A 12,801-nucleotide genomic window follows, 5' to 3' on the forward strand; every position below is an offset into this window, starting at 1 on the left:
GGTGTCCCGTTTTCAGGGTTCACTTCACTTCAGATTTCCCCGGTGTTTTTTCTTAACCAATGGCATGTAATACAAACATAGCTAAGAATAAGCATGTAATGATATACATAGATGGTGCGACTTCTTTACGCTTTCCAAGAGCAACTTTTAAGATAGGATAAGCAATAAATCCGAACGCAATGCCATCAGCGATACTATATGTGAGCGGGATCATGACGATAATTAAGAACGCTGGAAATCCTTCTGAAAAATCGTTCAGAGGAATTTGCTGAATGCTTGTAATCATCAGGCCGCCAATAATAATTAAGATTGGTGCAATGGCACTATCAGGAATTAGTTTGACAAACGGAAGTGCAAACAATGATGCAAAGAATAACAACCCTGTAACGATAGACGTCAGACCTGTCTTTCCGCCTGCAGTAATACCTGCGGCACTCTCTACTGTTGATACGGTAGGGCTTGTGCCAAATAGACCACATGTCATTGCTGAAATTGCATTGGCTTGGTAAGCACGTGGGAATTTACGGTCATCTTCTAATAAACCGTGTAGAAGTCCCATGTTCTCAAAAATAAGCACCATGCTTAAGGAGAATGTTGCAATCCAAAACGGTAAGGAAGAAAGTTTGCCAAATGACATAGCTCCAAACACATCGCCGTAATTAGCGAATGAGAATGAACTATTTCCGATTTGACTTGTATCAACAAGGCCAAATAGCCATGCAATACCAGTTCCTATTGCAATCGTCCATAAAAAGTTTCCACGTACGTTACGAATAAATAGTACAAGTGCAACGATAAGAGTAAGCACGGTCGCAAGAACGACAGGGTTACTTAATTTACCCATTGCAACAGCAGTATTTGGGTTCGAAACGACTAAACCACCTTTTTGCAATCCGATAAACGCTAAAAATAATCCGATGCCGACAGTAATCGCTTCCTTTAATGACTTTGGAATTGATACTGATAGCACGCGAGCGATTGGTGTAAAAGCGGCAATTGCAAAAATAATACCAGAGATAAAGACAGCAGCCAATGCTTCTTGCCAAGTTAGTCCAAGCGTATGCACAGCTGTGTACGTGAAGAATGCATTTACACCCATACCAGGGACAAGAATAGCAGGTGCATTTGCCCAAAATGCCATGAGTAGACATCCGACAAATGAACTGAAAACAGTTGCTAAAATTCCAGCTTCAAGAGGAATGCCAGCATCGGATAAAATTGACGCATTTACAATCATAATATATACAATCGTGAAAAATGACGTAACTCCAGCTAAAACTTCTTGTTTTGGTGATGTTTCGTGTAAACCTAATTTAAATGTTCTTTCAAGTATTCCTTTCATGTTAAACCTTCTTTTTCATATCCCTCTCCCACCCGTGATATCTCTTTCGTAAGAGCTCACCGTCCTTTATTATATCAGAACATCATGTTTTTACAACAAGGAAAATGATAACGTTTACTTATAAATGAAATTATTTATAAATACGTAAAAATTGCCCGTATTGTTGAAATGATTTCTAATTCTCCTGATTGAATGGGCGGGGCTGCTTGCGCATGTAAAGTAGCATAAGACGTAACCTCCCTTGGTAATTGGGCAGATTCTTCAACGAATGAGAGGGGAACGGGATTAATATTTAAATTATATGTACTCGCAATAGCACGAGCTTTTTCTACTGCCTGGTGCAGAGCTTGAATGAGAGCTTGCTCATAATATTTATTTGGATGAGATACTCGGAAACGTAAACCTTTTGCTACATTTGCGCCATTTGAAACGGCTATATCATATACTTCCCCAGCTTTTTGTACATTTAAAACGGTAATTTCATACAAATGCTCTACACGGTATCCTTGCAGCAATGCTTTATCATTTACATATTCGTATTGAGGAGTAATTGTATAAGAAATCGTCTCTATATCTTTATCGGCAATACCAAGCTGTTTAAGTGCATCCAGCAATTGTTTGGATTGCACTGCATTTTCTTCTTGAGCCTGTTTTACATTTTTATCATCTGTTCGAATGCCGAGTGTTAATATAACAACATTCGGTTTTGCTTTTACAACACCTTCTCCTTGTACAGTAATAGTAGCTTCTTTACCAGTATTAGCAGTGCGTACGTTGTGTAAATAAGGATTCATTCCACCCTGCATTTTCCATCACCATCCTTTTTATATGTATATGTGTGAACAAAAAAGAAATTTATATGAAAAAAGTTACATAAATGAGAATGTTGAGGAAAGAAAGCATATACAACATAGGTATTTATAGATTATAATATGTGTAAATATGATAAAAAAGGGACGAGGCTATTGAACGAAAAAAGAGAAACGCTGATTTTAGATTTATCTGCATCATTTCGAAAAATGATACGTTTATTACAAAATGATATTAATACACGTTTTGCAGAACATATGCCATATAATGAATTTTCTGTATTACGTGCGTTATTTTTAAACAGTCCACAGATGGCTTCGCAAATTGCGAGTGAAGTAAACGTAACCTCCAGTCATATTACAGCTGTTACAGATCGTCTCGTACGAAAAGGATTAGTAGAAAGAAAACGTTCTAATTCAGATCGTCGAATCGTGTACTTAGAAATTACAGAGCACGGAAGAGAAGTAACTGAAAAACTTGAAGCTGTGCGTAAAGAATATTATAAAGAGAGATTTAAAGGTTGGAGCGACCAAGAAATAGAAATGGTCTTAGAACTATTTGGCCGCGTATTATAATAAATGAGGATAGGAAGCGAAAGCACTCCTATCCTTTTTCTTTTGAATAAAAATATTTTGAAACTCCGATACTTTAATTAAAAGATCGGAGGAAAGATTATGAAATATATTGCTGCACTTACCATTTTATTTGGTAGTTTTTTCTGTTTTCAAACATTCACGTACGCAGATACGCCTATCCAAGTGGTGCGAAAAGAAGTGAAGTACATTGAAACTGATAATACAGTTTTATATTCGAAATTATGGGTTCGTTCTATGCAAAACGCAGTGTTATTCCACCATAGCGATAATACTCGTAATCGGGACACATTACGTAATGTAACAAGTTCATCGCTTGTTAAAGCGAAGCAACTATCTTTTCAGAAAGCAGCACTTTATATACCGAGACTATCGCAATACGTATCAAAAATAGGGAAAGAAAACATTCAAGTGTACTACATTGCGATTCACTATAATGTGAAAAAAGAAAATGCATATCAATTAGATGGCATGAACTATTTTCTACAAGTATTCGTAAAAGAGCGTGGGGAATGGAAAATTGCCGAAAGTGTAGTTGCACCGACAGAGCAAATTGTGCAAAATGGTGATGGATTTGGGATGAAAGAAGAGATGGTGTATGGGGATAGGAGAGAGAATGTAAAATAACCTCCTCTTTAAGAGGAGGTTATTTCGTAGGAAGTAAAAATTTTTTATTTATCAAATAGTGAAGTATTATATAGCTAAATAGTCCTATTATTATGAACCCAGCGTAATAACTTAATAGTGGATCACTTTTCCCACCTGTTATCCGGCCTCCTAATAGAGCAAAACATATTGTAACACATGGTATAAATAAACCATTTAGTTTAGTGAATAATAATATTTTACCGTTATTTTCATTTGGGGTCCGATCATATAAAAATACTCCTAATGGTAAAAGGATGAGAATATATAGAATCGGAGTGATAAGCTTCCAGATAGGCTGAAATTGATGGTGCTCCTTAACCGATTCTTTTAAATTATTTATGTCTACTTCCTTTATTTTTGGATTAAATGCATAAGATATATAAGTATTATTAGTAGGTACAAAAACTTCAACGTTCTCTATATATGATGTATAATTCACTTTCTTAAGGAAAAATTCAGTTGTAGATACATTTGTGTGAATCCAAGCAAAATGAAACAGTAACATGCCTATTCCAGATGGTAATATAATGAAAATTAAGCTTAATATACTATGCGAAATGACATTTCCAGCAATTGTTCCGATAAAGATAGCTATTGTAAAAATTGCCATCCATGTAATGGTAACATAACATAATAATGTACCCATTGGCCCAAAAGATTGGTGTTGGTTAAAAAGATTAATTTTTAGGATGAAATACAATAAGACGGCATTAATACCTATTATGAATATAATTGCGGTTGTCCCAAACAGCCACTTAGAAAGAAAAAGCTCTTTTCTTGTGAATGGCATTGCAAATAACAGATAGTCTGTTTGATTATGTCTTTCCCAACTGATTAATGAACAGGCAAGTAATATGAAGATTGGAATGAAGGGGATAATAAGAGTATCCCCATTTAAACTATAAAAGAAATAGCCATCTTCGTTTGGTTGAACCTGTAAATCCCTAAAATAGTTAATAGGTAAAAACCAAAAACTACTACAAGCAAAGAGTAAAAGAATGTACTTACTTTGCTTGTAATGATGGATCCATAAAGCTTTATGAAACATGTAATCCCTCCAGTACAAAATTGTGATAATGATGAGTTTATTTAGCGTTCCAAGAGAACTTCCATTTCAATAGTTTGGATAGAAGAAAATAGCTCATTGTGCTTGCGCCAAAAAATCCAATGTAAAAATTAAGTAATGATTTATCTCCCCTTAAGACTAAACCAGCAACGATTCCTATAAAGAAAACAACAAGGCCTATAACTATTTTTTGTAACTTCGGATAAAGTAAGAAGCTACCGTTTCGCTCATTGACTGAACGAACATATAAATACATACCCAAGGGTAATAAAATAATGGTATGTATAATAGGCGCGATCAATAATTTTGCTGAAGGGATTTTTGTAAAGTTTGGTTCGTTATGACGCACGCCATCAGGATCGGTATAGGCACTTTGTGGATTATAATCAAATCTAATACGAAAATCTTCTGCTGGACCAGAAATACGGATGTTTTCCAAAAAACGGTGCATAATTCCATTGTTTTCATGAAAATCTATATTTGAGTGAATAGCCATGACTCCTGAGATAAGAGATGGAAGTAACAATGGGAACATGAATATAGCTGCAGTGAGAAGTCCCTGCGAGATAATATTTCCAGTGATTGTTCCTATACATAAGGCAAGTGTATAAATAGCAATTAATACAATTAACAGATATATATAATAAGAATGGAATGGAGAAAATACTTGGTATTTATTATGAACAGTCATATTTTTCATAATAGCAAATAGCCCCCAGTTTATACTGACAACTGCTACAATGTTACAAATGCCAAACAACCATTTTGTCATAAAAAGATGTGAACGTTTAAAAGGCATAGACCAAAGAAAATCAATGGAACTACTTTGTCTTTCCCAACCGATCAAAGTGCAGGCGAGAATAATAAGTGCACCACCTTGAAACATGACAGGATCCATAAGTGATAAATCAAAATGGTAATAATATACATGGTTTTCTTCTTTCGGCATGTTTAGAAGGTGTTGTTGTTGAATTGATGTCATATAATATTTGCATGATAAATTGTAGAAGCTGATGAACCAAAATAACCAGACCATATATTTACTTTGTTGATAAGTCCTTAGCCATAATGCTTTTTGAAACATAGGATCTCTCCTTTAAAAGGCTTTATAATTTGTAAGGCGTTTTAGTAAGAAATAAGCGATGATTCCAGCAAAACACATACCGGTATACTGATTAAATAAGAAATTAAATAGAGGTAATCTATAGCTACCTAGTAATGCAAAATAAATTGTCGCTATCCATATCCATATTCGTAAATGCTTTAGTGAAATAAATATCTTTTGACTGTTTTCTAGTGGTGACCGCGTATATAAATATGTGCCAATTAATAAATAGAAAATTGTATAAAAAATAGGAACTAGCATTGATTTAGCCGAATAATAACTATGGAACTCTGGTCCTTTTAGAAGCGATGAATCGGGTGCTTCCGTATCTTTTTCCTGATTATAGTAGTAATTAATAGAAAAGTAATTTATCGGTGCAGCGATATTTGTTTTTCTATTAATTTCCGATAGGCTTACATATAAGTTTCGGTCTTTTTGATATGTAATATCTAGAGAATTAATTGTGAAATTGTATAGTAATGAAATAAATGTAAGACCCATTAGTAACCAAGGAATACAAAAAACGACTTGTGAAACGATCCCTCCAGTAAAAGTACCGATACATAAAGCAGCTGTATATACAGCGACATATGAAACGATTGCATACAGAAAGTATCGATGAAATGGTCCAAATGATTGATAATCAAAATGAATTGTAGTTCTATAAATAAAATACATAAAAAACCAATTTAAAAGAAATGAGCATACAATACAGAACGAACCAAAAACCCATTTAGATAAGAAAATATCTTTTCGCTTAAAAGGCATTCCCATAAGTAAAGTAATAGATTGATTGCTACGTTCCCATCCCAATAATAGACATGCTAAAGAAATAATAAGAATAGTTAACCAAAGGCTATTATCATTTGACCAAAATGTGTAACTATAATCGAATCTTCCTTTTTCTTTTAAGGTATAATACTTAGCTAGTTGTAGTTGAGCATCTCTATAGTATTTGAAGGATAAATAATAAAGTGTACTAAAGAAAAACATTAAAGCAGCATATTTCCCGCGCTTCCAATTCCACATCCACAACGCTTTATGAAACATACCCATCCTCCTCCAGTGTCGTAACAAAGACATCTTCAAGTGACATTGTTAATTCTTCAATGAGTATAGGTTGCTCTTTATAAAACTTCTCCAGTGTTGTAGCTACATTTCCCTCAATTAAGATTGTATATACTTTTCCTGTTTGATTTAATATTTTAATATTGCTTAAGTTTTCTAGTTTTTGAGGTAATGATCGTTCATAAGCAACTTGGATTTTAGCAAATTGTGATTTTGCATCGTCTAGCGATGTAATAGAAGATACAGTATGTCCTTTTAACATAATGATTGTATCTGCAATTTGTTCAACTTCATCTAAATGATGGGTAGATATGAAAATGGTAATCTCTTTTTCTGCAACTTCTCCAACGAGAAACTGTAAAATCTGTCTTTTAACGATAGGATCAAGTCCATTTGTCGGTTCATCTAAAATAATATATTCTGCCTGTGCAGCAACAGCTAAAATGATGGCAAGCAGTGCCTTCATTCCTTTTGAATAACTACGAATTCGTTTGTTTGGTAAGTTAAAACGTTCTAGTAGTTCGTAGAAATATGGTTCATCAAATGCGGTATAAACTGCTTTATAAAACTTCACGATTTCTTTTACTGTATAACCGTTCAGTATGTTAGTAGAATCCGGAACATATACGATTTTTTGTTTCGTTTCAGGATTTTTATGGATGTCGATATCCTCATATGTAACAGTTCCCTCGTCTGGGTCTAAAATGCCGACCATCGTTCGTAATAAAGTTGTTTTTCCCGCGCCGTTTCTTCCAAGTAATCCGATGATACTCCCTCTTTGCAATGTGAAAGAAACATCGTCTAAAATCGTTTGATTATCAATTGTTTTCTTCAGGCTTGTCACTTTCAGCATCTGTATTTCCTCCAATCTCTTTATAGTATGAATCTATCCAATCATGAATTTTATCTTTTGTAACACCAAGATAAGAGGCTTCTAATAGTAATTGATGAAATTGCTTTTCAACCATAGCGATTTTCCTTTCGTCTAATGTTGGGGTAATCGATTGGGATACAAATGTTCCTTTTCCTCGTAACGTTTCAATAATTCCTTGTCTCTCTAACTCTTGATACGCTTTACTCACTGTATTTGGATTTATAACGAGTAAAGAAGCGAGTTCGCGTACAGAAGGAAGTTTATCACTTGGAGCCAACATGTTTTTCAATACGAGTTCTTTTATATTTTGAACAATTTGTTCCCATATCGGAGTGTTGCTTCTTGGATCAAGTTGAATATGCAAGAGCAATGTCTCCTTCCTCATATGTATTAAGTGTACTACTGTATGTAATACACTTAATACAATATAGGGGGAGAATGTGTTTGTCAACTGAAAATGTTAGAAAAATTTGGTATTAAAAAAAGATAAATTGGAAAAAATAGGTCTGATATAGAATGGAGGGTTAGTCATGAAGCGAGTTTTTGGAATACTTGTTTGTTTCATGTTATTGCTTTCTGGAACTTCAGTGAGTTTTGCGCAATCTGAGAAAACGAAGCAGGAGAAAACAGAAGAAACAACGCCGAAGTTAGCGGAACAAGCGTCGTCAGCAATCGTAATTGAGCAAGATACAGGTAAAGTTTTATTTGATAAAAACCCAAATGAAAAATTACCACCTGCTAGTATGACAAAGATTATGACAATGCTTTTAATTATGGAACAAGTTGAAAAAGGAAAATTAAAACTGACCGATAAAGTTAGAGCGAGCGAACATGCAGCTTCAATGGGTGGATCGCAAATCTTTTTAGAACCTGGGGAAGAGATGACTGTAAATGAGATGTTAAAGGGTATTGCAATTGCATCTGGAAATGACGCATCTGTTGCAGTAGCCGAGCACATCGCAGGTTCAGAAGAAGGATTTGTAAATATGATGAACAAAAAGGCGAAAGATTTAGGGCTGAAAAATACACATTTTCAAAATCCAACAGGTCTTCCGGCCAAAGACCATTATTCGACAGCAAATGATATGGCTATAATGGCGAGAGAATTGATGAAGTATCCACTTATTCGTAAATACACAGGTAAGTACGAAGATTATTTACGTGAAGATACGGATAAAAAGTTTTGGCTCGTTAATACGAATAAACTAGTACGTTTTTATCCTGGCGTAGATGGAGTAAAAACAGGTTTTACGACAGAAGCGAAATATTGTTTAACAGCATCGGCTGAAAAAAATGGTATGCGTGTCATTTCAGTTGTCATGGGAGCACCAACATCAAAAGAACGGAACAACCAAGTGACAAAGCTTCTTGACTATGCATTTGGACAATATATGACAAAGAAATTGTATACGCGCGGCGAAAAAATTAAGACAGTTCAAGTAGGAAAAGGGAAAAAAGAAAAAGTAGATTTAGTTGCGTCAGATAATGTTTCTCTTCTTATGAAGAAGGGCGAGAATATGGACAAGGTAAAACAAGAAGTAATTGCTGAAAAGAAAGTAAAAGCACCGATTAAAAAAGGTGACGCGCTTGGCACCCTTGTTATAAAAAAAGATAAAGATGTTTTATTAAAACAAACAATTATAGCAAAAGAAGATGTTGCTGCAGCGAGCTGGTGGGAGTTATTTAAAAGAAGTTTTGGGATATTTTCAACATCAAAATAGCGGCAAATATTTTGCCGCTTTTCTATTCGTATGTAAGTGAATAATGCTGAAAGGTTTCACTTTATGACGAAATAGTTCTTCTTTTGTCAGCAGGAAGGATTCTTATTTTATATCACGAAAATCTTTATGTATGTGAATAAGTAAAGTTTGAGCATAAGGAGGAAATCGTGTGAGTCTTTCCATGCAATTAGAAGTAAAACGTGACGTCCTATGTGTGAGACTAGAGGGTGAATTAGATCATCATACGGCTGAAGAGTTGCGAACGAAAGTAACAGATATGATTGAGACACATGGTGTTCATCATATTGTTTTGAGCCTAGAGAACTTATCGTTTATGGATAGTTCTGGTCTAGGTGTTATATTAGGCCGATATAAACACGTAAAGGGATTAGGTGGAGAAATGGTTGTTTGTGCAATTTCACCGCCTGTTAAGCGTTTATTTGAAATGTCGGGCTTATTCAAAATCGTTCGCTTAGAAGAAAGTGAAGCGCACGCGCTCGCGACGTTGGGGGTGGCATAGATGAGAAATGAAATGAACCTTCAATTTTCAGCATTAAGTCAAAATGAATCATTCGCTCGCGTTACAGTGGCGGCTTTCATTGCACAACTAGATCCAACGATGGAAGAATTAACGGAGATTAAAACAGTTGTGTCAGAAGCGGTTACAAATGCAATTATTCATGGATACGAAGGAAATGCAGAAGGTATTGTTTATATTTCTGTAATTTTGGAAGAAGCAATGGTGAAACTCACGATTCGAGATGAAGGGATTGGAATCTTTAACTTAGATGAAGCGAGACAACCCCTTTTTACAACTAAACCTGAATTAGAGCGTTCCGGAATGGGATTTACTATCATGGAAAATTTTATGGATGAAGTAGAAGTTATTTCAAACGAATCTTTCGGGACAACAATCCATTTGACAAAATACTTATCAAATAGTAACGCTCTATGCAATTAAGGAGAATAGCCTATGGACATAGAGGTCAAAAATGAGAAGAAGAAACCTCAGTTAAAGGACCACGAGCTAAAAGCGTTAATTCAAAAAAGTCAAGATGGAGATCAACAAGCGAGAGATACAATCGTTCAAAGTAATATGCGCCTCGTTTGGTCGGTTGTACAGCGGTTTCTTAATCGAGGATACGAACCAGACGACCTATTTCAAATTGGATGTATTGGGCTCTTGAAATCGGTAGATAAATTTGATTTATCTTTCGACGTGAAATTTTCAACATATGCAGTTCCAATGATTATTGGTGAAATACAACGTTTCTTACGCGATGATGGATCAGTGAAAGTTAGTAGGTCTTTAAAAGAAACAGGAAACAAAATTCGAAAGATGAGAGATGAGCTTTCGAAAGAATTCGGAAGGGCTCCAACGATTAATGAAGTGGCAGAGGCACTAGAACTAACTCCAGAGGAAGTTGTTCTAGCACAAGAAGCGAGCCGGGCCCCTTCATCTATACATGAAACTGTATATGAAAACGATGGAGATCCAATCACTATTTTAGATCAAATTGCAGATCAATCTGAAACGAAATGGTTCGATAAAATTGCTTTAAAAGAAGCGATTAGAGAACTAGATGAACGAGAGCGCTTAATTGTATACTTGCGTTACTATAAAGATCAAACACAGTCAGAAGTAGCCGAGCGCATAGGCATTTCGCAAGTACAAGTTTCAAGACTTGAAAAGAAAATATTAAAACAGATGAAAGATCGAATAGACGAATAATTGTCTATTCGATTTTTTTGTGCCGTTAATAGGAGAGAAATGTTAATTTTCGCAAAAATTAACAGAATTTATTGATAATTTAGTCAATTTAAAATATAATCCAAGTATGAACTTGTCATAAAGGGGGAAGGAAATATGGAAACGAGGCAACAATGGGGAACGAGAGCTGGATTTATTTTCGCAGCGGTCGGATCTGCCGTTGGATTAGGAAACATATGGCGTTTTCCTTATACAGCGTATGAAAATGGAGGAGGAGCATTCTTTTTACCGTACTTATTTGCATTATTAACGACTGGTATTTCATTGTTAGCGTTTGAGTTTGCCCTTGGTCATCGTCATCGTGGTTCAGCACCACTTACATTTTTCCGTATTAACCCGCGTGCCGAATTTATTGGATGGTGGCAAATGTGCGTAACATTTATCGTTTCAACATATTATGCAGTAATTATTGCTTGGTCTATATCCTATACATACTTTGCAATTACTGGAGCGTGGGGAAAAGACACGCAATCATTTTTATTTAAAGAGTACTTACATGTTGCAGATAAGCCAGGACAATTTGGAGGACTTGTACCGGAAGTATTAATTCCGTTAGCTCTCGTTTGGATTATTGTGCTTGGCGTTGCATTTAAAGGAGTTAAAAAAGGAATCGAAGTTGTTAACCGTATATTTATTCCTTTATTAGTTGTTATGTTCCTTATTATCGTTGTTCGTGCAGTGACGATGGAAGGTGCTATGCAAGGACTAGATGCATTCTTTAAACCAGATTGGAGTCGTATCTTTGATGGGAAAGTATGGCTTGCTGCTTATGGTCAAATATTCTTTAGTTTATCTTTAGCATTTGGAATTATGATTACGTATTCTAGTTATTTACCGAAAAACTCGGATACAACAAATAATGCCTTTATTACTGGATTTGCAAACTCAGGATTTGAATTATTAGCAGGTATTGGGGTCTTTGCAGCTCTTGGATTTATGGCAAATAATATGGGAGTACCGGTTGATAAAGTAGCAAGTGCTGGCGTTGGGCTTGCGTTCGTAGTATTTCCACAAATTATTAATGAATTGCCGATGTCACCGTTGTTTGGTGTTTTATTTTTCTTATCGTTAACGGTTGCTGGAATTACATCACTTATTTCACTCGCGGAAGTATGCTTTGCCGCTGTATCTGAAAAATTCAGTTTAAGTCGGGAAAAAACTATTGGAATTATGGGAACCCTTCTCGTGTTAGTTTCTCTTGTTTTTGCAACACGTGGTGGACTTATGTTCTTAGATGTTGTCGACTATTTCGCTAATAATTTCGGATTAATTACAATTGCACTTGCGGAAGTAGTTACGATAGGGCTCATTTTACGTCGCTTACCAGTTTATCAAAATCATGCAAACTTTGTATCTGATATTAAATTAGGAACGTTTTGGAGAGTGAGTTTACTCGTTATTACTCCGCTTATGTTAGGGTATATGCTAATTGATGGTACAATCCAAAATATTAAAAAGAACTACGGAGATTATCCGACTGAGTTTGTTGTAACGTATGGTTGGTCGATAGCAGCAGCATTCCTCATAGTTGCAATAATCATTGGCCTAAAAAAATGGGATGCACAAATTCATTCGGATTCTGCTAAGCTTGAAAAAGAATGGAAAGATCGAGGTGTTTCATAATGAGTGGATCAGCTATTATGATGATGGTTATTGGAATAGTAGTCATTTGGGGAGGGCTTGCATTAAGTATTGCAAACTTATTTAAGAAAAAGGCATAAGTAAAAAACATCTGTACCAAAATGTTGCAGATGTTTTTTTATGAAAAAATTGTATTAGAAAAAAATTCAATAACCATACTAC

At 35.2% G+C, this 12,801-nt stretch carries 15 protein-coding genes; 8 read left to right on the forward strand and 7 right to left on the reverse strand.

The window, feature by feature from the left end; all coding sequences use genetic code 11:
- Positions 1-52: 52 nt before the first annotated feature.
- Positions 53-1,342, reverse strand: coding sequence for an NCS2 family permease (locus tag RT27_RS20375; protein WP_000676248.1), 1,290 nt, complete (start codon positions 1,340-1,342; stop codon positions 53-55).
- 134 nt (positions 1,343-1,476) lie between these two features.
- A complete protein-coding gene (locus RT27_RS20380; RefSeq protein WP_001161449.1) occupies positions 1,477-2,148 on the reverse strand; it encodes an SIMPL domain-containing protein in 672 nt (223 codons plus the stop codon).
- 159 nt (positions 2,149-2,307) lie between these two features.
- Between RT27_RS20380 and RT27_RS20385 the strand changes: the two genes are divergently transcribed.
- Both RT27_RS20385 and RT27_RS20390 read left to right on the forward strand, forming a co-directional pair.
- Positions 2,308-2,727, forward strand: coding sequence for a MarR family transcriptional regulator (locus tag RT27_RS20385; protein WP_001003307.1), 420 nt, complete (start codon positions 2,308-2,310; stop codon positions 2,725-2,727).
- Between the two features lie 99 nt (positions 2,728-2,826).
- Positions 2,827-3,372 (forward strand): hypothetical protein, encoded by a 546-nt coding sequence (locus tag RT27_RS20390; protein WP_029443189.1) that lies wholly within the window; start codon positions 2,827-2,829, stop codon positions 3,370-3,372.
- Between the two features lie 19 nt (positions 3,373-3,391).
- Here the strand turns inward: RT27_RS20390 and RT27_RS20395 are convergent, their stop codons facing one another.
- From RT27_RS20395 to RT27_RS20415, 5 genes are read right to left on the reverse strand one after another with little or no spacing between them, the layout of a single operon-like run.
- Entirely contained in the window at positions 3,392-4,441 is a 1,050-nt protein-coding gene (locus RT27_RS20395; protein WP_029443188.1) for an ABC-2 transporter permease, read from the reverse strand.
- Positions 4,442-4,478: 37 nt separating this feature from the next.
- Complete coding sequence (locus tag RT27_RS20400; RefSeq protein WP_016080386.1) at positions 4,479-5,543, reverse strand: ABC transporter permease subunit; 1,065 nt, start codon at positions 5,541-5,543, stop codon at positions 4,479-4,481.
- 12 nt (positions 5,544-5,555) lie between these two features.
- Positions 5,556-6,614, reverse strand: a complete 1,059-nt coding sequence (locus RT27_RS20405; protein ID WP_029443187.1) for an ABC transporter permease subunit — start codon at positions 6,612-6,614, stop codon at positions 5,556-5,558.
- A complete protein-coding gene (locus RT27_RS20410; RefSeq protein WP_029443186.1) occupies positions 6,604-7,485 on the reverse strand; it encodes an ABC transporter ATP-binding protein in 882 nt (293 codons plus the stop codon). The genes RT27_RS20405 and RT27_RS20410 overlap by 11 nt, the downstream gene beginning before the upstream one ends.
- Positions 7,451-7,870, reverse strand: coding sequence for a GntR family transcriptional regulator (locus RT27_RS20415; protein ID WP_017673592.1), 420 nt, complete (start codon positions 7,868-7,870; stop codon positions 7,451-7,453). Before RT27_RS20415 ends, RT27_RS20410 begins: the two co-directional genes overlap by 35 nt.
- 166 nt (positions 7,871-8,036) lie before the next feature.
- On the opposite strand from RT27_RS20415, the gene dacF reads away from it, so the two are divergent.
- From dacF to RT27_RS20445, 6 genes are all read left to right on the forward strand, one after another.
- Entirely contained in the window at positions 8,037-9,227 is a 1,191-nt protein-coding gene (gene dacF / locus RT27_RS20420) for a serine-type D-Ala-D-Ala carboxypeptidase DacF (RefSeq protein ID WP_029443185.1), read from the forward strand.
- A 169-nt stretch (positions 9,228-9,396) separates the two neighbouring features.
- A complete protein-coding gene (gene spoIIAA / locus RT27_RS20425) occupies positions 9,397-9,747 on the forward strand; it encodes an anti-sigma F factor antagonist (protein WP_000059135.1) in 351 nt (116 codons plus the stop codon).
- Entirely contained in the window at positions 9,748-10,188 is a 441-nt protein-coding gene (spoIIAB, locus tag RT27_RS20430) for an anti-sigma F factor (protein WP_001243398.1), read from the forward strand.
- A 12-nt stretch (positions 10,189-10,200) separates the two neighbouring features.
- Positions 10,201-10,959 carry an RNA polymerase sporulation sigma factor SigF gene (gene sigF, locus RT27_RS20435; protein WP_000350729.1) on the forward strand — a complete coding sequence of 253 codons (759 nt, stop codon included), beginning with the start codon at positions 10,201-10,203 and terminating at the stop codon, positions 10,957-10,959.
- A 135-nt stretch (positions 10,960-11,094) separates the two neighbouring features.
- Complete coding sequence (locus RT27_RS20440; protein ID WP_029443184.1) at positions 11,095-12,621, forward strand: sodium-dependent transporter; 1,527 nt, start codon at positions 11,095-11,097, stop codon at positions 12,619-12,621.
- On the forward strand, positions 12,621-12,719 hold the full coding sequence (locus RT27_RS20445) for a methionine/alanine import family NSS transporter small subunit (protein ID WP_000016826.1): 99 nt from the start codon (positions 12,621-12,623) through the stop codon (positions 12,717-12,719). The genes RT27_RS20440 and RT27_RS20445 overlap by 1 nt, the downstream gene beginning before the upstream one ends.
- Positions 12,720-12,801 lie beyond the last annotated feature (82 nt).

Origin of the sequence: Bacillus sp. L_1B0_5 (genome assembly GCF_000836715.1) — a bacterium.
Classification (GTDB): Bacteria; Bacillota; Bacilli; order Bacillales; family Bacillaceae_G; genus Bacillus_A; species Bacillus_A thuringiensis_S.

What these genes read in the sequence shown, in the direction of transcription:
- RT27_RS20440 (WP_029443184.1), top strand. Translation starts at nt 11,095, where the DNA reads ATGGAAACGAGGCAACAATGGGGAACGAGAGCTGGATTTATTTTCGCA.
- RT27_RS20400 (WP_016080386.1), bottom strand. Translation starts at nt 5,543, where the DNA reads ATGTTTCAAAAAGCATTATGGCTAAGGACTTATCAACAAAGTAAATAT.
- RT27_RS20410 (WP_029443186.1), bottom strand. Translation starts at nt 7,485, where the DNA reads ATGCTGAAAGTGACAAGCCTGAAGAAAACAATTGATAATCAAACGATT.
- RT27_RS20375 (WP_000676248.1), bottom strand. Translation starts at nt 1,342, where the DNA reads ATGAAAGGAATACTTGAAAGAACATTTAAATTAGGTTTACACGAAACA.
- RT27_RS20405 (WP_029443187.1), bottom strand. Translation starts at nt 6,614, where the DNA reads ATGTTTCATAAAGCGTTGTGGATGTGGAATTGGAAGCGCGGGAAATAT.
- spoIIAB (WP_001243398.1), top strand. Translation starts at nt 9,748, where the DNA reads ATGAGAAATGAAATGAACCTTCAATTTTCAGCATTAAGTCAAAATGAA.
- sigF (WP_000350729.1), top strand. Translation starts at nt 10,201, where the DNA reads ATGGACATAGAGGTCAAAAATGAGAAGAAGAAACCTCAGTTAAAGGAC.
- RT27_RS20395 (WP_029443188.1), bottom strand. Translation starts at nt 4,441, where the DNA reads ATGTTTCATAAAGCTTTATGGATCCATCATTACAAGCAAAGTAAGTAC.
- RT27_RS20380 (WP_001161449.1), bottom strand. Translation starts at nt 2,148, where the DNA reads ATGCAGGGTGGAATGAATCCTTATTTACACAACGTACGCACTGCTAAT.
- RT27_RS20445 (WP_000016826.1), top strand. Translation starts at nt 12,621, where the DNA reads ATGAGTGGATCAGCTATTATGATGATGGTTATTGGAATAGTAGTCATT.
- RT27_RS20390 (WP_029443189.1), top strand. Translation starts at nt 2,827, where the DNA reads ATGAAATATATTGCTGCACTTACCATTTTATTTGGTAGTTTTTTCTGT.
- dacF (WP_029443185.1), top strand. Translation starts at nt 8,037, where the DNA reads ATGAAGCGAGTTTTTGGAATACTTGTTTGTTTCATGTTATTGCTTTCT.